This is a genomic window from Chryseosolibacter indicum, assembly GCF_018598585.1.
GTDB lineage: Bacteria > Bacteroidota > Bacteroidia > Cytophagales > Cyclobacteriaceae > Chryseosolibacter > Chryseosolibacter indicus.
This window is the reverse complement of sequence record NZ_JAHESD010000070.1, coordinates 1-21284: the sequence shown is the minus strand read 5'-3', so window position 1 is coordinate 21284 and position 21284 is coordinate 1. Positions and strand designations below refer to the sequence as shown.

Sequence of the window (21284 nt, the reverse complement as noted above, 5' to 3'; positions counted from 1 at the left end):
ATACTTAATTCTTATCCAGTGCAAATCTCTTCGGATAGCCTTTATCAATTTCCTTAATGCTATCCCACTCATCTTCATACTTCTTTTCAAAAACCATGAGAACAGCCTGCAGGTGTGCCGCTAAGCTTGGGGCAGACACCATGCGGTAATATTCATCGTGATAGTAATCAATTATCTGCCCGGGTTTATTGGTGAATATCCCCACCGGGTCATAACACACATAATCACCACCCCCATTAGAAAAGAGCGGAATCCAGTCTTTATTCCACCAGTTCTTAATTTTGAATTGATCCTCAGGAGTCTTGGCAAAAAGCTCTTCGTTCAGAAAATCGCGGGCTTCAAGTGCCTGTTCAAGCGAAAGAAATGTCTTGTTGCCATACAGCGATTTGTAACTTTCTTCATCCTGCCCGTTTTTCCAAAGATAAATCTCACGCACATCAGCTGGCAGTTTAATGGAATGTTGTACCTCCAATGCATCTATCTGCGCATTGGTCAACGGAGGCTTTAATGTAGAATAGAGTTCAGGCGCATTTTGTTTCAAATGACTATCCAGTTGCTGAATAATTTGTCGCATGGTATAGGCTTTTTCAGGATTATGATCAGTGACTATTGGTTTACCGGAAGTACCCGTGAACAGGATAAACGTAATGAGGGTCAGTGTTTTCATAAGCAATGTAATTTAAATGATTACCTCCCTTGCCCCCCTGAAAACCCTGCATCCTTAATCCAACGTCAAACGATAGCCTTAAAGGAAGTTCTCAATACCTCTAATCTACAGATTTTTATACATGTTTTAAAAAAGTTAGGCAAAATCCTAAAGACCTCCCTTCACCTATCTCTATTTACCCCTACACTTCTGTTACATCCTACGTTCATCCTACGTCTATCTTACGTTTATTTCTGCTAGTTAGGCATGGGCTAGGTGCTGATCATCTTTAGATGTTTAAACTGCTAATCCTGGCCTTCAATGCGGGAGAGAACCAGGGGAAAGCTTCTCCCGGATTGCATCCATTTACCAGTGATTTGATTATCTGATAAGGTGCCCTCATATACCATCCCGATATTGGCCATTTCTATTTTTATGTGCGAATAGGTCACCGCTATAAGGGTAACAGGAATGCCACTTACATATTGATCCGGGCTGTCCATTGTGGCTTTGTACGTGTCACCCTCTTTGGTTATATGGAAAACCACATGCAACTGTGTTCCTTGCACATCCAGGATTCCATTCCAATTCCCGGCAAGGTTTTGTCCTTGTAACAAGGAGGCCATCAATAGCAATACGAGTGTTAATAGTGTTGTTTTCATGTTGAGTTTTAAATAGTGTTTATCGTTTTATTTTGACAGACCTCTCCCGGCAGGTATCGCTACCTGAATTTTTTTCAACTACCTGTAAGTTCTGCTAACTGATTAAAGTGAGATGGTTATTTCTTCATGCTTGAAGCATCTTTTGTAATGCTTCAAGCTCGCGCTTTCTTGATTTATAAATGCTGTGTTCCCAGCGGCTTGCGTAGTAGACAATCCCAAAAAATATCAAAGCACCTATAGCTATCCATATTGATTTGGCACCATTCCATAAACCAACAAAAGTAAACACAGCTATAGGGAGCATGTTCCAGCGCATGAGTAATGAAAGGCGTACCTGGTATGTGGCATCAGAAACAGCGTGGCGTAGATCGCCCATCATCGATCTGTCAAATTGATGTTGTTGGTTTATCCTGCGGATGCGACTTACCAACACATACAACGCTGTACCTAACATCCATACCGCTATGGCATATCCTATAGGTGTAGCGTGCTCACCAAAGAAGTTAAGTGCTGCAATAAGAACTCCGGAAGCAAGATTGGCTACAATCAATAACAACTCAGATACGTTGGTAATATGTCGCGCCTTTTTCTTTTTTGAAACGATGTGTTTGTATAACCCCTCTTCATCAATGGTATAAAGAGGTTTATTATTTTGAGCATCCCATATCATTTTCATTTCGTCAAATTCCATAATGATTGATTTTTTCTGACCTGGCAATAAGATGTTTTTTGATTCTGTTGATCTTTACACCAACATTAGATTCCGTAATTCCAAGAATGGCAGCCATCTCCTTATAGCTGAAACCATCCAGGAGTAGCAGCGTGACAGAACGATCGATCTCATCCAGTTTATGAATTTCTTCATAGAGCCATGTAAGCCTGCCATCAATCGGATGATCGCTCATATGCAAAACACTTTGGGCCGACTCCAAAGCTTCCTGCTTATGATGCTTGCGTTCTTTGCCCATCCATTTAATGGCAGTATTCAACGCTATCCGATAGAGCCATGTGGTAACAGATGATTCCTGCCTGAAAGCAGGAACAGAATTCCATACCTGGATGGTAACCTCCTGAAAGAGATCATCCTGGTCCATGGCTGTAACTGCATAAGCACGTACCACCTTAAAGACTAATGCTTTATGTTGCTCAAGCCATCGGTTAAAAATCAATTTCTGTTCCTTTTCTGTCACAAGCTGTTATTTACCCCATTAGTACCGAAGCAGAATCGATTTCTTACAAGACTTGAGAATTTATTTCAGAATATCAGTTTGGAGATTAAAACGAGCAATCATTAAGGTGAGTCGTGTTTACGCTATGTGTAAAGTGACAAAAGCATCATCACGCTGTTACCAGGCCTTACAGCAATCCCTTTTCTTCCAACGTTACTCTTATTTCATTGTGCTTATCCCAGAACTTCTTTTCAACGCCTTTCATGATTGATTTTACGCCGGGCAAATCTTTGATGTCCCTAACGCCACTTTCCGTATCCCATAAAAGAATCCAGTACTGGAAATTATCAACCTGCGCGAATTGCTTTAAATGTTCAATGGCCTTTTCATTATCACCGGTATAGCAATAGTAATCGGTAAGGAAGATGTGTTTATAAATAGAGTTATTGTTATCAACAAAGGCTTTGAAACGTTCAACAAGTTCATCGGCCTTTTGCTTCTCACCCATCTCATTAAACACAATGGCCATTCGAATATTCTCATGAACATACAGGTCAAGTTGATGTGCTTCGCGCATAGCAATAACCTTCTTGTAATAGTAATAAGCATCTTTAAAATCGTGCATCAGGTAGTTAACCTTGGCAACCTCCTGCATAATATCAATGCGGGTAGTGTCTTTATTAAGCTCTTTAATAAGAAGCTCTTCCGTTTTTTTAAAGTCTCTGCTTTTGGCAAAAAGAATATACACTCTTAAATAACCTGAGTACGGATTATTCGCATTATACGCCAGCGATTTGTCAATGTACTTCAGTGCTTCATCTATAAATCCTGTTTGCATAAGTGCGTTGCTCAAATGCAGATAGGTATAACTATTGGTAACTGAATCATAGGCGCCCATGTCAAGTTTAACACCCATCAATGCATACTCAAGGTATTTGGCTGAATTAGGAACATAGTTGTTATAAAGATCGGAGAGAAAATTAATAACTAATATAGAGTTTGGATTATACTCCAGGGCCTTTTCAAGATAAGGAATAGCTGACTCGTATTCCTTTCTATGCATAAACACCATGGCTTTGGCAACAAGACTATTTGCCAGCTTCGAATCAAACAGCAAAGCCTTATCGGCATAGTTGCTGATTTCTTTTGTATATTTTTTCTCTACCTGAAAAATATCGAGGTAGTAACACGCCATTGCTGCATCGGCGTACGCTAGCGCAAATTCATTGTCTTTCTCGATTGCCTTATTGAAATAGGATATAGCTTCCAGCAAATTCTTATCACCTCCTCGTGACGAAAGATCACGACCCTTTAAAAACAAATCGTAGGCTTCGAGATTTGCAGTAGGCACCTTTTCAATTTGACGACGTTCATCAGGTGTAATGATAGCTTTGATCTCTTCCGTAATATTCCTGGCAATCTCCTGCTGTAGTTCAAAAATATCTTTTGCTTCTCTCCGGTATTGTTTTGCCCATAGGTGCCTGTCGGTAGATGCTTCAATCAGCTGGATATTCAACAGAATCTTGTCTCCTACTTTCTGACCACTGCCTTCAACAAAGTAATTCACATTCAATTCCCTGGCCATTTCAGGAATGGATTTGGAAGTATGCCTGTACTTCTCGGCCGATGTTCGGCTGATCACTTTCAGATCTTTGATCTTTTGAAGATTATTAAGCGTTGACTCCATTAACCCATTGATCAGGTAAATATTGGTTGAATCGCTGCTTTCATTTTTGAATGGCAACACAGCAATGGATTTCTCCAATACATGATCACTACCTGAGAAGGGCTGCATGTAGTATGCGACTAACGCAAGCGTTAATACCAGCACCAGACCAATGGATGACAACAGGATAACATTCCGATTTGCCTTCGGCTGGGGCATGGGTAAGATATCCGCTTGTACTTCATCATGTTTTCCAACTTCTCCTGGCGGGTAACCATAGTATTCGCGAAAGCATTTGATAAAGTACGACGTGCTGTTAAAGCCCACCTGGTGCGATACTTCAGACACATTTAAGGAAGATGTCCTCAACAGCTCCATGGCGCGTTTTAAGCGTACCTGACTGATCAGCTGGCTTACGGAGAGGTTTGTCTCCCTTTTCACCTTGCGCAACAAGTTTGAGCGGCTCATGTTCATTTCATCAGCCAATTCTGACACCCCAAACTGCTCATTGGATATGTTCTTCTCGACCAGGGCCGTAAGCTGACTTAAAAACTCTTTCTCTATAATGGGGGAATTTGCCATGTAATTATAGCCGTAAACTGGCATCCGGTCGTGTTCAGCATAATAACCACCGCCAACAAAACAGACCGGATGGCACCTGTGTTTAAGAACTCAATTTACGCTTATAAAGCCTATTTGCATCAAATTTTATATCGATGCATCATAATTTATACTGTTTTACGCAAAGTTGATGGTTTTGTCAGCATGGCTATTTAGTCCTCCCTGCATGGTCGACCGTTCTTTACAGCATCAAAAAAATCCAAAATTTTAAACATCCCAAGCCATGAAAACACACAACAGTAACGCTTTAACAGTATTCATCAAGACCTATTGCCTGATCACACTATTACTCGTAGCATCATGCAAAACGAAGGAAGATGGCAAGCAGAATAGCTCCCATTCAGGCCTAAAGGCACCTGATGTCGATATCCATACAGCAGTTGTAACAGGAAATATCGATGCTCTTAAACAGCATATAGCAGCAGGAAGTAATCTGAATGAGAAAGATCCGTATGGTGGCTCAAGTCCTTTAATCAGCGCGTGCGTATTTGGAAAGACAGACGAGGCCAAAGTTCTTATAGACGCAGGTGCCGATCTAAACTTTCAGAATAATGACGGTTCTACCCCGCTTCACACTGCAGCATTCTTTTGCCGACCAGAAATAGTGAAAATGCTACTGGATAAGGGTGCTGACAAGACAATCAAAAATAAATTCGGTGCTACTGCTTATGAGTCTGTAAGTGGTTCTTTTAATGAAGCGAAGAATGCGTATGACATGATGGGGAAGATATTAGGCCCCATGGGTTTAAAGCTCGATTACGATTATATACAGAAAACACGTCCTGTTATTGCTGATATGTTGAAATAGGAAATTAAATAGTTTGAATATATGCAATTAAATAGAAGGTACGATATTGATTGGGTTAGAGTAATTGCCATCGGCTTGCTTTTAATTTACCACATCGCCATAGGGTTCCAATCCTGGGGAATAATAATCGGCTTTATTTCGAATAGTAAAACATGGGAGTCATTGTGGATTCCTATGTCTATGCTTAATGTATGGCGAATACCGCTCTTGTTTTTTGTCTCGGGTATGGGTGTATATTTTGCCCTTCAAAACAGGAACTGGAAGCAACTCTTACTTGAGCGCACCGGAAGAATCTTCCTCCCATACCTGTTCGGAATTTTCTTTATTGTTCCCGTTTACCTTTACCTATGGCAGTACTACTATGATTTCGATTACAGCTATAACCCGAACCCGGGTCATCTTTGGTTTCTCGGGAACATCTTCGCGTACGTTCTTCTACTTTCACCAGTTTTCTTTTACCTCAAAAGAAATGAAGACAACCCATTTGTGCGAAGTTTAAAATGCGTATTGGGCAGTCCTTTAGGTATTCTTCTGGTAATAGTTGCCTTTATGGCAGAGGCATGGCTTGTTAATCCAAACCCATACACGTTATACGCCATGACATGGCACGGGTTCTTCCTCGGGCTCATTGCATTCTTCTTTGGTTTTTGCTTTGTGCTAAGTGGGTTGCCCTTCTGGAATATGATTGTAAAGTGGCGCTGGTTGTTCTTATCCTTTGCTGGTATTTTATTTTCGTTCAGAATTGTAGCGTTTCAACAACTCGCACCCAACTACCTGCAGGCGATAGAGTCTGTTTACTGGGTTGTTTCCGTTCTAGCCTTTGGCTATAAATACCTTAACCGCCCGAGCAAAGCATTAGACTACCTAAGTCAGGCAGCTTATCCTGTTTATATTATTCACATGATATTCCTTTACCTGGGATCCATCATTATTTTTCCATTAGATATCCCGGTATACCTTCAGTTCGCGCTGAACCTTGTATTCACTTTTGCAGGATGCTTCGCCTTCTATGAATTGGTAATCAGGAGAATAAACATTGTAAGACCATTGTTTGGATTAAAAATGAAGACGTTTAGCTGTAAGCCCCTCACATTTAAAAGAAAATTATATTACACCATAAAAAAGTAATTAACTTAAAGTTTGTGAAAGCTTATCTGACTGCGCTGTTTTTTACTTGCCTCCTTCAAATGCCGGGCAGTGGTAATTACATTATTGCCCAGGCGTTAACTATTCCTTGCGATACTTCTTATACCGTTGCCAGCACACTAAAAAAAATAAGAAAGGAGTACAAAGACATTGAAGTGACTGCGGTTTTATCTAATCCTTCACGCCGGATAACCGTTAAGAAAGATATCGTTTATAGCACGATTGGCAAGAGAAAGCTCACAGCCGACTTATTCTATCTATCAAAGCCTAAGCATGACCTCCCTTGTATTGTAATGATCCATGGCGGAGGATGGAGAGCTGGCGACAAATCATTAAACACACCCATGGCTGAACGACTGGCAGATGCAGGATACGTTGTTGTCTCAGTGGAATACAGGCTGTCACTTGAAGCAACGTATCCTGCTGCTGTTCAGGACTTGTATAATGTAATTGCCTGGATAGATAAATATGCCAAAAAATATCACATCAATATAAACAAGCTCGCCGTGCTGGGGTGTTCAGCCGGAGGACAACTTGCAGCGCTTGTAGGCACTACATATAATAAACCAGTTGCCTTTAATCAATCTGTTAAGCAAAAGGAAAATGTTAAGATAAATGCCATTGTTGATATTGATGGAATCCTCGCCTTTAAACATCCTGATTCGCAAGAAGGGAAAGTAGCCAGTGAGTGGCTCGGCGGTACCTATGAAGAAAAACCGGAAACATGGACTGAAGCTTCAGCGCTCACGCATGTAGATGCTTACACACCGCCCACGTTGTTTATAGCAAGCAAGTATCCGCGCTTTCTTGCCGGACGACAAGAGTTTATCAGCACGCTCGACAAATACGGAACAAAATATCAGACACACTTTCTTGAGGGCGTACCTCATTCATTCTGGCTGTTGAATCCATGGTTCGAGCCTACAGTGAGATATGTTATTGGATTTTTAGAGGAGGTTTTTTAAGTAGATGCGGTGATGTAGGTCAAACCGGAAATGTGGTTTTACATTTATTGCATTGAACAAGTGTTGTCCCTAAATAGTAAACCCTCTGCCAAAAACCCTTTTTCTCAATTTCCTTGTATCCCAGATTTTTACACTTTGGACATTTCTTGCCCTCAATAAAGGCCTCAGCTCTCTTTTTATTAACCAGTCGTTTTATTGCATTCAAATCACCTCTTCTCACCTTAATTAAATAGTACAACGAATGGTACCGGTTTGCAGCATCATGGCCCTGATTAGTAAAGTCAATATTTTGTGAGTACAGGATTTGTGTTAACGAGTCTGCCTCATGTTTTGTAAGATAAGAGGCAACTTCCTCCAAATCATTATCATCATTAATGTCCTCCATATGCAATGTTAAATATACATATTTGATATGTTCTCTGCATTATTTATACCGTACAGCCTTATCAATTCACCACGTATTCATAGATACTACTCCAGGGCCAGGGGATTCCCTCGCAATCTCGCTCAGCTTCTTATTGTTTCTATTTGAGGCGGGAATGACGATGCTGATGAAAGTGTCTGCGCCTTATGTTTTGGTTGTACCAAGCTTTTTTACTTCTTAGTACAAATAACTATAGCCTGACTAATGCAAACACATCAAACATTAACATGTCAATATATTCATTTGCGTAATAGCACTAAGTGTTACTTCTTTTTCTTTACCTCTTAGCTTAATGGTGCCGAGGGGCGTCATCGCATAACTATCGTCCAGTTTCAAGCCGGTAAACAGATTGCTGGAGGTAATGATCTCCGCACCAAAGTTCTTGCACATGCTCAATATCCGTGAGGTAGTATTTAAAACATCACCAGAATAGGTGATCTCTCTTTTTATAATACCTATTTCACCTGCCACTACCTTACCACAATGAATACCTCCTTTAAAGTTCGGAATGAACCCGTAACGTTTCAGGTACTTCTCTTTATTTTGCTGGATTTGTTGCTTAATATCAAAGAAACAACGAATGCACTGGTTGTTCTTGATGCCAACCCGATAGTTCCAGGCTACCACTACTTCATCACCAACATACTGATAGATTTCGCCTTTGTTATCGAGAATGGGATTGGTAATATCTGCAAAGAAGTCTTTAAGTAATTCGTGATACTTCTCATCGCCCAATTGTTCAGCAATAGAGGTGGATGAATCGAGATCAAGAAACATAAAGATCTTGTTCTCCTCCTTGGGTGTGTGATACTTACCACTGATGATGTTTCCCAAAGTTCCTTGTCCAAACTTTGTATTTACCTGCAGCAAAAGTTGCGTGAGCAAAACCACAATAGACCAGATCATGGTGTTCTTCGCACGACTGCTATCCATCAGAAAAGTCTTTAATGCCTCTCTTGATACTTCATCAGTAAAAGGCTTCCCTGTTTTGATGGGTATGGACATCATCGCTATAACAACAATGATAATAAGAATGACCATGATAAAAGCGGTGGCTACAAAGAGCAACGTATATCCATAAGGCTTATCCAGGTATTTTACATTCACATAAAACACCAGAAGGCTGCCTCCCAGCATCGATCCGATAACCGCAGACGTCAGGTTCATGCTTAGAGATAAGGCAAAAGAATAATCAGCTGACAAACCTTGTGAGTTGTTTGTCAAAAGTACAAGGTGATCGTAAATGCTCATCAGCAAGCCTACCACCAGCCATGCAACTGTAATAACTGCCAGCTGCTTAATTTTTATTTGTGTTCTACTGCTCATAACCTCAGTTGTTGATGTACTTTAACAAAAGTAGATGGCGTAATTCAAGACTTAAGGTGGTGATTGGGACAATGGTTGAGGTTGAATGCGACAGAATGGGCATAATTAGGCATTGGCATTAGCGGTTAGGAATTTGGAAATAAGTCAATGGTCATTAGTCATTAGTCAATGGTAGAAAAAAATAGGCAGTAAAGGCAAGGATTATTTTTGACAGTTGACAGTGAATCAATTGACAAAACCCCAGAACTGATTAAGAATACAGTCAAAAAATTAGGCGATAGCAATAAGAGTGATTGACGGTCTATAATGTTCAGTTTGGCAACACCGCAATGTCAGGACTTACCCTGTCTTTCCCGATCTTCTTCATCCCTTAACACCATTATAGCATTACCCTGCCTATCTCCTTTAAACCTATGGATCTTAACCAGAGGCCGTCTGCTGATGGTTTAGAGGCCTTGAAACAGTATTTATTAGCTAAGCTAAGTCGAAGCATACTCGAAGCATGGTCGAAGCATGGTCGAAGCATCCTCGAAGCATCCTCGTGGTGAACCCGTGGTTTGACTGGGATTAAAGTGGGGTGGAAACTGGGTTGGGGAGCTATGACAATGGATGAGTTATAGCTAGGATAGTAAGCAATAGGTAAGGGCAGTAGTCAAAGAATAATTTGACAGTTGACAATAGGCAATTGACAATGATTAATAGCCAGTTATGAAACTACTAATGACTATTTATAAAAATGTTGTAACTTTTAATCAACGTTTCGGTATCCTATTATTATTCCTCTCGCCTATGTTTAAAAACTATCTTACTTCTGCCATCCGCTTTATATCGCGCAATAAAGCGTTTACTGCTATTAATGTGTTGGGTCTTGCCATTGGCATGACCGCTTGTATGCTCATCACCCAATTTGTGTTACACGAATTCAGTTATGATGATTTCCATGTAAAGAAAGACCGCATCTTTCGCATTCAGCAAGACCGTTACGATAAAGGTGAACTTGCTACCCGTTGGGCTTCCGGATGTGCCGGCATAGGGCCGGACTTAAAAGGCAACTTTCCTGAAGTAGAGCGTTATGTACGATTAATGCACTCACAGCCCTTGCTAACGCATGGAGACGTATTCTTTAAAGAGGAAGATGTTTACTATTCATCCGAAGACTTCTTTAAGATGTTTTCAATAAAACTTATCTCCGGTGTTGATTCTGTTGTGTTGAAAGAACCTTTTAAGATCGTACTCTCTCAGAGTATGGCCAAAAAATACTTTGGCAATGAAGATCCTATAGGCAAGATGATAAAGAGCAATGGAAAAACAGATTACCAGGTCACGGGGGTATTTGAAGATCTTCCGACCAACACACACATGAAGATAAGTGCGCTCATGTCTTTCGAAAGCTTAAAGAAACTTTGGAACGACCCCATTACATCCTGGCAGTGGGATGGTTTCATGACCTACATTGAACTTAACAACAGAACTAATTATAAGACTTTTGAGGCCAAACTTCCCGCCTTCATTCAAAAGCAGGCGGGCGAAGAGCTGAAGAAGTACGACGCGGGCATGGCATTCCAACTGCAAGCCATTACTGATATTCACCTCGATTCAGACTTTATGGGTGAATTTAAAGCTAACGGCGACCGGCAGTCAGCTTACTTTCTTTCTATTGTAGCTGTACTTATCCTTGTTATTGCCTGGATTAACTATGTAAATCTTTCAACAGCAAAATCGATAGAACGTGCCAGAGAAGTTGGCGTAAGAAAAGTAATGGGAAGTATTAGAACACAACTGGTACAACAATTCTTATTTGAGTCAGCCTTGCTAAATACTGTTGCCATTACCATTGCGCTTATACTTGTAGTTGTTCTTACACCCTGGTTCGGCGAACTTGCTGGGCGAAACCTGAACTACCTTCTCTTTAAGCAAACGACATTTTGGATATGGGTAGGCTTACTCATTGTTGCAGGTGCTGTTTTCTCAGGCCTCTATCCTGCTTTTGTTTTATCTGGCTTTAAGCCTGTTGAAGTTCTGAAAGGTAGGTTCAAGAACAGTACACAAGGAATCGTGTTCAGGAAGGGAATGGTGGTAACACAATTCGTCGCTTCTATCTGTCTTATTATAGGAACCTTTACTGTATATCAGCAGATCAAGTTTATGCGCGATCAGAAACTGGGCATAAATCTGGAGCAGACGCTGGTTGTTAACTCGCCTAACATCGTTGATTCAACCTATCAGCAGAAGTTTGCTGTATTTAAAGAACAGATCAACCAATTTCCGGAAGTTGAAGCTGTAAGTGCATCAAGTTCAGTTCCCGGGCGCCAGCCAGAATGGAATGCTGGTGGCATTCGCAAAATTAGTCAGGGCGAAGATGAATCTAAGCAATACAGGGTTATTATGATGGACCATGATTTTATCAGATCGTATGGTCTTGAAGTTGTAACCGGAAGAGCGTTTTCAGGAGAAGTAGCAAACGAAGATAAAAGCGTTCTGCTTAATGAAGCAGGAATAAAACAAATGGGATTTGCCAAGCCGGAAGATGCCATCAATGAACAAATCTTTTTCTGGGGAGATACCTTCCGGATTGTTGGCGTGCTTAAGAATTATCATCAGGAGTCTCTTAAGAAAGCATTTGAGCCGTTGGTGTTTCGTTACAGCAAGGCTCCGGGTGGTTACTACTCCATTAAGTTTAACACAGCAAATGTTAAAGAATCGATGGCAAAGTTTGAAGAGGAATGGAAGCAGTTGTTCCCGGGTAACCCTTTTATCAGCTTCTTTCTTGATGATTACTACAATCAGCAATATCAGTCAGATCAGCAATTTGGAAAAGTATTTGGCGTGTTCACAGCACTCGCTATTTTTATTGCATGCCTTGGCTTGTTTGGTCTCTCTTCGTTAACAGCAATCCAACGAACAAAAGAAATTGGTGTAAGAAAAGTACTCGGTGCATCCGTGCCTGGTATACTCGGGCTTATGAGTAAAGATTATATTATACTTGTGCTTACTTCCAGTGCCATTGCTACACCACTTGCCTTGTGGATTATGAATTCATGGCTGGAAGATTTTGCTACGAGGATAAACCTTTCATGGTGGCTTGTTGCTATTCCTAGTTTGTTTGTAATGGCCATAGCTATGATTACCGTTTCGCTCCATACAATAAAAGCTGCAAGAACAAATCCGGTAAACTCTTTACGCTACGAGTAGTGAGCTGGCCCCATCCTGGTAAAATACCGGGATGGGTAGCACGCCTATGATTAGTTGCTGTTACCAACGTGATTAATAACAATATCAGAGACCGGTTTAGCTGCACCTATGAATTAAGAGATATTATTTCTGAATAACGCATGTTGCGCTGCCGTATGAAAGTTACGCCAGACTCTGTTGATTTCTGTTGTTGTATCTGCTGCAGCTAGTCCACAGTAAGGGTAAAGCTCATTAATAACCTGTCTTGAGCCTTGTGCCAGACTATGACTTGCCTCACTGATTTCAGAAAGTATTACTGCAGGAATAGCATCACCAGCAACAATTGATTGCCACCCTGCCTCTGCAGATGTAAAGAACAGCACGCGCAAGTCATTGATCCTTCTTTTACAGGATTCAATACTATGCTTAAACTTGTCTTTCACTAAATTTTTATCATTTTCATCGTTAAGAATATCTTCACAAAGATCAATGAATCTTAGCGCCATTCCAGAGAGATTAACAGTTAAGGTAGTCTCAGCAAGTTGCATAAAGGGAAAGCGGAATACCGGTTGACTTAATTTAGCATGCAATGGATCGATAATAAAACTTCGGTTAGCAGGGACGGATACATTTTTTAATTCAAAAGAATGACTTGTCGTGGCAAGCATACCCATAGCCGGCCAGCGTTCAACAATATTTACTTCATCTTTCTTAAAAATAAAAGCACGAACTAACGGAGAGCCATCGTCGTTAAGAACCTGCTTTTCATCCTTATATATAAGGCAATTGGCGGTAAAACAAGTAGCATGAAAAGAACCTGATGCATATTTCCAATGACCTGTTACTTCATAACCATGTTCTGTAATGGTGGCAATGCCTGTTGCGCGTCCAGTACCTGCAAGACATACATTCTTATCATGAAAGTATTCATTGGAAATTGTATCATCTAAAAATCCGATAAACCACACGGCCCCGCTACATAAGGTTACAACCCATGCCGTACTACCGTCCACCCATGCCAGACTTTCTTCAATTCTTAATATTTCAGGAAGTGAAAGTTCTAATCCGCCAAACTCATGAGGTACATACATTTTAAACCAACCCTGCTCATAAATAATATTTAGTTGATCAGTCTGTAGCCGGCATGCACGTTCTGCTTCATGCGCTACGTTTCGTATACGCGTTACAAGGCTTTTATCTAAATATGCAGAGGGATGTTCAATTTCAAGTACCATAGTTATACTGTTATGCTATTGCCATATTTTTCTTCGCAGTCTTCATCCAGTCGTAATAACCCTTACACGCTACTATAAAGAGGAACAATGTTAGGAATGCAAACAAGGGCAGCTCTTTATGGAACAAGAGCGGTATGGCGAAGGCATTCGAAATATTCAGTAACAACCAATTCTCTACCTTACGTCTTGCGAGAAGCCACATGCCAGCCCAGGCTGTACAACTTACCCAGCTATCCCATAAGGGGAGCTCGGATGGTGTGAACAGTATGAGAAAAAAGTAGAGCACAACCCATCCACCAAGCACAATACCTATCGTTATAAGCCAATCGCGTTGCGTAGAGAAAGTTATCTCAACAGGTTTATTGTTTCTGCGTGTAGTCCAGAACCACCACCCATATATGCTCATGACGATGTAGTAGAGATGCAACAAACACTCGGCATAAAGCTTTGCGTGGAACAAACTATAAATTGAAAGTGTAGTAGCTGCAATACCTGTTGGATAAAGCCATACGTTATTGGCTCTCGCCAGAAGCACTTCTGATACTCCTAAGATTAAGACGATGCATTGAATAGCATCGATGTTTAAGGCCTGAAGCCATTGCTGAACATGATCCATAAAAAAAAGTTAAAATCATGCTGCAAGGAGAAACGCTTTGAAAACGTTTGCTTGAACTATCTCTTTCCTACGCTGGTATTACCCAGATCAGGTGTATGGAAGCCATTATCCGCTTCCAAAGGGTATAATCTCAGCCTGTTTATCAGTAACCGTTATTTCGGTACAAGGCACCCCTTGAGCAAGTGAACAAATGTAAAGTATTTTCATTTAAAAAAGCCAAACCTACTCCCTTTATTATGAGTAGCTAGTCCGCTTCGCATTGGTATTACTCACCTTCTGTATTGGCAGATTGTCGATAACTTTATCAGAAACAGCGCTTACCTCAGTATACTTTGACGCATTCATGGCAAAATATTAAAACCAGAGATGAAACTTAAATTTTTGACACTCGCACTTTGCATTGGATTATTTACAGCTTGTAATGATGATGACGACAAATCTCCTTCGTGGGGCATTGATTATTCCAGTCCTGAAACAACATTATCAGCACAAGGCTCTATAGATCAGCAAAATGCAGGACCGAAAGTTACTTTTGTTGTTGATGAAGCTTATGTTGTACTTTCTGAGGATGATAAAAACCTGCACGTAGTACGTTATCAATTCAGTTCAAATGATTATTTAGACCTTATTATTGCAAAACGTACTTCAGATTACAACTACCATTTCCCTGGCTCTAAAAATGAAAACACGTTGGTATCTGCAATTTATAATGGTAAGGCTTTATCATTAAAAGAAAGCGCAGTTTCCATTCAGCCTCGTCCTGAAGAAGACAGCTTCCATACTGTTGTAAACGTACATACCAATGACGCTGGTGACTTCAATGGAACAGTTAATGGTGTGCCTCTATTAAAAAGAGAAGAACTTTAAGAAATAAACAAAAACAACCCGAATTTCCTGCTTCATAATCTCATTATCCGAGAGCATGAGCAGGAAATTTCTTTTAGTGGTTTTCAAAGAAGCGTTAAACTCATTTGTTTTCTTCTTTGTAGAAGATGAAACCTCCGTGGTATAATACACCATCCTTGAAATCTCCGGTGGCACTGAAACCAGTATCGTCTTTGTATTTGATATGGTTGCCCTCTATCCAGTAATCGCCCGTGTAGGCACTTTGCTTCTTACCACGTGCCTCATCATACCTACCGTTAGGCAATAACTCCTGGCGTATGTATCCATCACCCGTCACCCACATACCCAGGTAAGACTTATCCTGCTCAACAGTTATCCCAGTATCTGTTAAAGCAGTTGTAGTTTGTTTTGTGTTACTCATAATTCTTATAATTACCCTTCGAAATTTGTTGATGTAGCAAGCTCTCTAACAGATGCCATATCTTGCTGAACTGTCTTAATCTTTTGCTCTGCCAAGCCATACGCATCTTCGCCTAGGAACAGGTGTACAACGGCCTCATTACCCTCAGCTACCCGAATTAAAACAGATGCAGCTTTCTCAGGATCACCTTGTTGTTTTCCGTTAATACCCGCCTGGTGTAAAGACTGCATTTCCCGCACCGATTTGTAATCATCAATAGGTTTAGCGGGTACAGCAAGCGACGAATCGAGGAAATTGGTTCTAAAATAGCCCGGAGAAACAACTGTTACTTTTATTCCGAATGGTCTAACCTCCTCAACAAGCGCTTCTGTAAATCCGTGTACAGCAAACTTTGTAGCACAATAAATTCCAAACCCAGGATAAGAACCCGTGAAGCCCCCAATGGAAGCGATGTTATATATATGGCCAGACTTTTGCCTACGCAGATGCGGTAGTGCTTTGCGAATTACATTTAATGATCCGAATACATTTACATCAAAGTTCTTCCGTGCTTCAGCATCACTTAATTCTTCAAGGCCACCTACCAGTCCATAGCCGGCATTATTAACAACCACATCAATACTTCCAAAATGCTCAACTGTTTTTTCAATTGCTTTCTGTACATCATTTTCATCCAGTAGATTCATTGCTAACGGGAGAAATGCTTTTGTATCTGATCCTACTGCCTCCTTAAGATCATTTACGCTTCGGGATGTTGCAGCAACTGAATAACCTTCCTTTAATAATTTCTTAACAAGGGTTAATCCTAATCCTTTGGAGGCCCCCGTAACAAACCATACCTTCTTTTTCATAATCGTTAAATTATATATTCGTTTTGTTTGAATTGATAATTCAAAATAAGCGTGTACATAATGCTTTTATGTTATGGCTTCGAAACAAATTATTGTACAAATCAAACAAGTGTAAAAAAAGAAAGCGGGACAACCAGTTGGTGAAAAATAGATATACAAAGTATGTTTAACCTCAATTAGTTCAACGAAAGCGACGGGAATAAAAGCTTATCAAGATGTATTTTGGTAATACAGTGAATCAGTTCGATAAGGTAAGTTTTCTGCAAACTCTCTGAGAAAATATAATCGGTGTGTCTCTCTTTTATTAGCTTTTTAAAGATTGTCTGTATGCAATCGTCTTGTTCCTTGTTAAGAAAATAAAATACGTTGCCTGTATTAGAGGCAAACAGAGAGTGAATATGCCGCCTCGTGTTCTCTGGAATATAGCTCGTTTGAAAAGAGCACATGTACGCGTGTTTATCATCTGCGGAGATATGACAGATAGTAAATCGATCTGCAAAAGCGCTTAACTTAATCATGGCTTACACAATTATTTTAGGCGCGCTATCGTATTCATAACTAAAATATGAATAACAGATCTTTCCGAGTGCACCATAAACTTCACACACATTGTTTATTGCATAAGCCTGCGGAATTTGAATGTGGTGGTTTGCCTCAGACGCTGCGAAGAGATTGTTGGTGATCAGTACATAACAGTGACTGTCCAGTGAATTTTTAAGTAGCCGATGCACTTCAATAACTGCCTCACCATAGAGCTTTCTGAATCCACTTAACTCATATTCTGAAAAAGAACCATAATGAGCAATCAATTTAAGCGTAAGATCAATACGTACCCCAAATCGTGATGTCAGCTCTTCTACTTTGCTATTAAATGCGAGCAGCATAACTTCATACTGCCTGAGTACATCAGGTAGAGCAGGAGGAGTACCAGTCTTATAAAACAGAACTGCGTCGCCTTCAATCTCGGATACTTGAAGCCCTAATGTATTGTTGTTAATGATTTCGGAGAGCAGTTCATAAGTAATATACTTCCCTGCAACAGCATCTGTATTATGTACAAATGTAGTGTAGCCACTAATATCTGTTATAATCAGCATTCCCTCGTTAAATAATGATGCGCTAGTGTTAACCAATACTAACTTATCCGCTATTTCTACATGTTTCATGCGTGTCTCACCCGCTTTACCTGTTTCACAACAAACTTACCAGGATTAGAAAAGAGTGAGTTGCGCTATTCAATCGGATAGTTGCAAGTTTCAAACAAGGCGGACAGCAAATAAAAAAGAGGCTTTATCAAAGCCTTTCGTCTTTGTGAACACAGTGAAGCAATCTGCCGATAGGTATTAAAACCGATGGTATATCGTCCTCCAAAATTTTTGTCGGCTCATAATGACGGTACCTGTTTACCTACTGATGGGAGACAGGCGTAACTAGCTGCATCCTATAAGATGATGGTGTCATATTCGTATGCTTCTTGAAGAAGTGGTTAAAGTGGGCTGGTTCTTCAAACCCGAGACAATAACTGATCTCGGCGATATTCCAGTTGGTGTGTTTAAGTAATGCCATTGCTTCACCCATTAATCGCTCAAAGATAAGCTCGCTTGTAGTCTTGCCTGTTGTTGTACGAAGGGCACGGTTAAGATGATTTACATGTACAGAAAGTTGTTCAGCAAAGTCTTTTGGTGAACGTAAGTTAAACCGTTGTGATTGTGCCTCTATTGGAAATTGCCTCTCCAACAACTCCGTAAATACTGAAGTGATGCGTGTGTTCGCATCCGCATGCTCATAGATGTTTTCTGTTGGTTGTATTTTCAATGCATAATGCACAATCTCCATGATGTAGTTTCGCAGCAGGTCATATTTATATTTGTAGTCTGACTTTATTTCATCCAGCATTTTTTTAAACACCTCCGCCACATACTTATCCTGTGTCTTATTGAGAATATAACTCGGCTTGTTTTTAGGAACGAACATCGGGAGGTCTTTTATACCAGACCTGAAGTGTTCTGACAGGAATGATTCTTTGAATATACAGAAGTATCCTGTTGGATTTTCAGTGAGCTGCTCAAATGTATAGGGCACGCTGGGATTAAAGAACATCAACGTAGTACCTGATACCTCAAGGCTTTTATCGGCGTAGTGATAAGCGTGCTTGCCACGCATAAGGGCAATTTTGTAAAAGTCTCTTCGGCTATATTGAACGGGTTGTTTGTTGGGGCCGACACAGTCTTCCATACGAAATACATTAAAATGACCGATGTCCTTTTTAAGATCATGAGGCAACCAGTTAAACTTATGCTGGTAGAACTCCTCAAGCGTCTCTGTCTTAGCGATATTATTTCTTACTGCCATAAAATTCTTATTCAAAGATAGACCATCCGAGGTTCACATATTTATTTTAATCAAATAATTGATTGTAAAAATCAAACAATTATTGTTACTGTCGAAATGATTATTGGATCAAAATCCCCTCTTTTCATGTGTTCCTTTCAAACAATTACATCGTAGAAAACGATTCAGTCATTTTATGTTCATTTTGAACTATTAATGGATACCAGCTGTTTTGCAACTGTCACAAATCTTATGTCTTTTTAAACCAAACTATAATGGAGGCTACAATCAAACCAGAAACAAAATCAGAAGCGTTTTTCATTTCCATGACTTTAAGTGCCTGGAACGCTGTAAATGAAAGAGTAACAAAGTTATTGAATGAACTTGCCGAAGAACAATGGATGACAGAAACAGCACCGGGAAGAAGCCGTGGAATTTATCTGCTTGGACACCTTGTTGCTGTAAGTGACAGACTAATAACACTATTCGGTTTGGGTGAAAGGCTATATCCTCAGCTTGATCATCCCTTTCTTACCAGTCCCGACAAAACCGTTCAGGAAATTCCTACGTTTACTGAATTAAAGAAATACTGGACGACGATTAATGACACACTCACCACCAAGTTCAACACCATGACCCCTGAAGATTGGTTCGCAAGACACACAGCAGTATCTGAAGAAGTGTTTGCTAAGGAACCTCATCGGAATAAGCTTAACGTTTTGATTAACCGTACCAATCATACAAACTATCACCTTGGTCAGCTTATCTATTTAAAGCAGAAATAATTTCTATCATAGTACAAAGTTTGCGAGCAAGATAGCTTTATAAGTTTATCTTGCTTTTTTATTTTACCAATGGCAGAAATACGGAAAGCAACGCCAACAGACCTTGAGTCGCTCTCACAACTCTTTGATGCATACAGGGTGTTCTATGGAAAGAAAACAGATATTGAAGGAGCTCAAGTATTCTTGACAGAACGAATAAAAAATAATGACTCAGAACTATTTGTATCCATTACAGAAAACACGGTAAGTGGGTTTGTACAGCTTTATCCTTTGTTTTCATCAGTAAGGATGAAAAAATTATGGCTACTCAATGATCTTTTTGTAGATGAACGCTTTCGGGGAAGAGGCATTTCACTCATGTTAATAAACGCAGCGAAAGAGCTATGTATGAAAACAGGCGCATGTGGAATGTTTCTGGAGACGGCAAAAGCCAATAATGTAGGCAATCAACTTTACCCGCGTGCAGGGTTTACCCTAAACGCTGACCATAACTTTTATGACTGGAGTGTATAATACTTCTCCTATTAAGGTTATGCGACATCTTTTCCGGTTGCTGCCTTAAGCATATCAAACCAATCCTGTCTGTCGAGCACGATATCAATTGCTTTTGCAGCTTCCTTAATTCTTTCGGGCTGTGTAGTTCCTATAATAGGAAATATATCTGCAGGATGCTTAAGGAGCCACGCGAGTGCTATCTGACTTTCCGTCGCTTTATATTTACTGCATTTGGAGAGCGCCTTTGAATTGTTTAATAATCTTCCGCCACCTAATGGTGACCATGCCATCGGTGCTACCTTATGCTTCATCATCACATCCAAAGTTCCGTCATATAAAGCATCTAATTTTTCAATTGATATTTCGAGTTGATTGGTAATTAACGGAAACGGCAAGCAACTCTGAAGCATTTCAAATTGCGTTGCAGTAAAATTGGAAACACCGAAATACAACACTTTACCATTTTGCTTTAACAAGCCAAAAGCTTCTGCCACTTCTTCCGGATCCATCAGCGGGTCGGGCCTGTGGATAAGAAGGAGATCGATATAATCAGTGCCAAGGTTAGCAAGCGATTGATCAACAGAATTAATGATGTGCTCTTTGGTAGTATCGTAATGTTTAATCCATGTACCTGGATGTTTATCAGAGAGTAATTTAATACCGCATTTTGTGATGAGCTGTATTTCCCTTCTAATCGACGACCTGTGTCTTAAAACATTTCCGAAGATCTTCTCATTACTATAGTCGCCATAGATGTCAGCATGATCGAAAGAAGTAATACCCACATCAAGAGATGTATCTATCAAGTTAGAGACAGTTTTCTCATCTACGTTATTCCACCGCCACGCTCCTGCTATTATCCTTGAACATTCAAGTCCTTTTAAATGTAGGTATCTTCTTTCCATACTGTTTTAGTTGTTGAGGCTTTAATTACACTTGCGAATATGGAAGTGGCTCTAAGAAAGTTTTATAGATCTTAGAAACAGAATTTGCAAACTCTGGTGCCTTAGACATTCGCTGCCAGTCAGGATCCTGTCCAAAAGCCTTCCAGTTCTTATCGCGTTCTTCCATGTTCTCAAAAGTGATCATGTAAGTAAGAC

General features: G+C 40.2%; 22 protein-coding genes. 7 read left to right on the top strand and 15 right to left on the bottom strand.

Going from position 1 to position 21284, the window contains the following annotated elements:
- Positions 1-4 precede the first annotated feature (4 nt).
- The 5 genes from KK060_RS21255 to KK060_RS21235 all read right to left on the bottom strand — a co-directional run bounded on the left by KK060_RS21255 (position 5) and on the right by KK060_RS21235 (position 4725).
- Positions 5-667 (bottom strand): SMI1/KNR4 family protein, encoded by a 663-nt coding sequence (locus KK060_RS21255; RefSeq protein WP_254156103.1) that lies wholly within the window; start codon positions 665-667, stop codon positions 5-7.
- Between the two features lie 284 nt (positions 668-951).
- Complete coding sequence (locus KK060_RS21250; protein ID WP_254156101.1) at positions 952-1308, bottom strand: hypothetical protein; 357 nt, start codon at positions 1306-1308, stop codon at positions 952-954.
- A 124-nt stretch (positions 1309-1432) separates the two neighbouring features.
- Positions 1433-1999: a hypothetical protein gene (locus KK060_RS21245; protein ID WP_254156099.1), complete on the bottom strand. Its 567-nt coding sequence runs from the start codon at positions 1997-1999 to the stop codon at positions 1433-1435.
- On the bottom strand, positions 1989-2498 hold the full coding sequence (locus KK060_RS21240; RefSeq protein ID WP_254156097.1) for an RNA polymerase sigma factor: 510 nt from the start codon (positions 2496-2498) through the stop codon (positions 1989-1991). Before KK060_RS21240 ends, KK060_RS21245 begins: the two co-directional genes overlap by 11 nt.
- Before the next feature lie 166 nt (positions 2499-2664).
- The gene (locus KK060_RS21235) at positions 2665-4725 is read right to left on the bottom strand and encodes a helix-turn-helix domain-containing protein (RefSeq protein ID WP_254156095.1); all 2061 of its coding nucleotides are present in this window, start codon (positions 4723-4725) and stop codon (positions 2665-2667) included.
- Between the two features lie 262 nt (positions 4726-4987).
- On the opposite strand from KK060_RS21235, the gene KK060_RS21230 reads away from it, so the two are divergent.
- Genes KK060_RS21230 through KK060_RS21220 form a run of 3 tightly spaced genes read left to right on the top strand, consistent with a single transcriptional unit; the run spans position 4988 to position 7683 of the window.
- Positions 4988-5572 (top strand): ankyrin repeat domain-containing protein, encoded by a 585-nt coding sequence (locus KK060_RS21230; RefSeq protein ID WP_254156088.1) that lies wholly within the window; start codon positions 4988-4990, stop codon positions 5570-5572.
- A 21-nt stretch (positions 5573-5593) separates the two neighbouring features.
- Positions 5594-6700 (top strand): acyltransferase family protein, encoded by a 1107-nt coding sequence (locus tag KK060_RS21225; protein WP_254156086.1) that lies wholly within the window; start codon positions 5594-5596, stop codon positions 6698-6700.
- Between the two features lie 14 nt (positions 6701-6714).
- The gene (locus tag KK060_RS21220; protein ID WP_254156084.1) at positions 6715-7683 is read left to right on the top strand and encodes an alpha/beta hydrolase fold domain-containing protein; all 969 of its coding nucleotides are present in this window, start codon (positions 6715-6717) and stop codon (positions 7681-7683) included.
- A 19-nt stretch (positions 7684-7702) separates the two neighbouring features.
- On the opposite strand, the gene KK060_RS21215 is transcribed toward KK060_RS21220, so the two are convergent.
- The gene (locus KK060_RS21215) at positions 7703-8068 is read right to left on the bottom strand and encodes a hypothetical protein (protein ID WP_254156082.1); all 366 of its coding nucleotides are present in this window, start codon (positions 8066-8068) and stop codon (positions 7703-7705) included.
- A 261-nt stretch (positions 8069-8329) separates the two neighbouring features.
- Positions 8330-9433 (bottom strand): adenylate/guanylate cyclase domain-containing protein, encoded by a 1104-nt coding sequence (locus KK060_RS21210; RefSeq protein WP_254156080.1) that lies wholly within the window; start codon positions 9431-9433, stop codon positions 8330-8332.
- A gap of 708 nt (positions 9434-10141) precedes the next feature.
- On the opposite strand from KK060_RS21210, the gene KK060_RS21205 reads away from it, so the two are divergent.
- Complete coding sequence (locus KK060_RS21205) at positions 10142-12625, top strand: ABC transporter permease (protein ID WP_254156078.1); 2484 nt, start codon at positions 10142-10144, stop codon at positions 12623-12625.
- Between the two features lie 113 nt (positions 12626-12738).
- Here the strand turns inward: KK060_RS21205 and KK060_RS21200 are convergent, their stop codons facing one another.
- Together KK060_RS21200 and pnuC are read right to left on the bottom strand one after the other, a co-directional pair.
- Entirely contained in the window at positions 12739-13839 is a 1101-nt protein-coding gene (locus KK060_RS21200; protein WP_254156076.1) for an acyl-CoA dehydrogenase family protein, read from the bottom strand.
- Positions 13840-13849: 10 nt separating this feature from the next.
- Positions 13850-14455: a nicotinamide riboside transporter PnuC gene (gene pnuC / locus KK060_RS21195; RefSeq protein WP_254156074.1), complete on the bottom strand. Its 606-nt coding sequence runs from the start codon at positions 14453-14455 to the stop codon at positions 13850-13852.
- A gap of 366 nt (positions 14456-14821) precedes the next feature.
- Here pnuC and KK060_RS21190 point away from each other — a divergent pair, with 366 nt between their 5' ends.
- A complete protein-coding gene (locus tag KK060_RS21190; RefSeq protein ID WP_254156072.1) occupies positions 14822-15322 on the top strand; it encodes a hypothetical protein in 501 nt (166 codons plus the stop codon).
- A gap of 100 nt (positions 15323-15422) precedes the next feature.
- On the opposite strand, the gene KK060_RS21185 is transcribed toward KK060_RS21190, so the two are convergent.
- The 4 genes from KK060_RS21185 to KK060_RS21170 all read right to left on the bottom strand — a co-directional run bounded on the left by KK060_RS21185 (position 15423) and on the right by KK060_RS21170 (position 18925).
- A complete protein-coding gene (locus KK060_RS21185; protein ID WP_254156064.1) occupies positions 15423-15722 on the bottom strand; it encodes an Atu4866 domain-containing protein in 300 nt (99 codons plus the stop codon).
- A gap of 11 nt (positions 15723-15733) precedes the next feature.
- A complete protein-coding gene (locus tag KK060_RS21180) occupies positions 15734-16573 on the bottom strand; it encodes an SDR family oxidoreductase (RefSeq protein ID WP_302180144.1) in 840 nt (279 codons plus the stop codon).
- A gap of 521 nt (positions 16574-17094) precedes the next feature.
- Positions 17095-17739: a DUF2652 domain-containing protein gene (locus KK060_RS21175; protein ID WP_254156062.1), complete on the bottom strand. Its 645-nt coding sequence runs from the start codon at positions 17737-17739 to the stop codon at positions 17095-17097.
- Positions 17740-17980: 241 nt separating this feature from the next.
- Entirely contained in the window at positions 17981-18925 is a 945-nt protein-coding gene (locus KK060_RS21170) for a helix-turn-helix domain-containing protein (RefSeq protein ID WP_302180143.1), read from the bottom strand.
- A 254-nt stretch (positions 18926-19179) separates the two neighbouring features.
- Here KK060_RS21170 and KK060_RS21165 point away from each other — a divergent pair, with 254 nt between their 5' ends.
- Both KK060_RS21165 and KK060_RS21160 read left to right on the top strand, forming a co-directional pair.
- Positions 19180-19689, top strand: coding sequence for a DinB family protein (locus KK060_RS21165; RefSeq protein ID WP_254156060.1), 510 nt, complete (start codon positions 19180-19182; stop codon positions 19687-19689).
- A 69-nt stretch (positions 19690-19758) separates the two neighbouring features.
- The gene (locus tag KK060_RS21160; protein WP_254156058.1) at positions 19759-20202 is read left to right on the top strand and encodes a GNAT family N-acetyltransferase; all 444 of its coding nucleotides are present in this window, start codon (positions 19759-19761) and stop codon (positions 20200-20202) included.
- A gap of 17 nt (positions 20203-20219) precedes the next feature.
- Here KK060_RS21160 and KK060_RS21155 read toward each other — a convergent pair whose 3' ends face one another.
- Positions 20220-21089, bottom strand: a complete 870-nt coding sequence (locus KK060_RS21155; RefSeq protein WP_254156056.1) for an aldo/keto reductase — start codon at positions 21087-21089, stop codon at positions 20220-20222.
- A gap of 25 nt (positions 21090-21114) precedes the next feature.
- Positions 21115-21273 (bottom strand): NIPSNAP family protein, encoded by a 159-nt coding sequence (locus tag KK060_RS21150; RefSeq protein WP_302180145.1) that lies wholly within the window; start codon positions 21271-21273, stop codon positions 21115-21117.
- Positions 21274-21284: the final 11 nt, after the last annotated feature.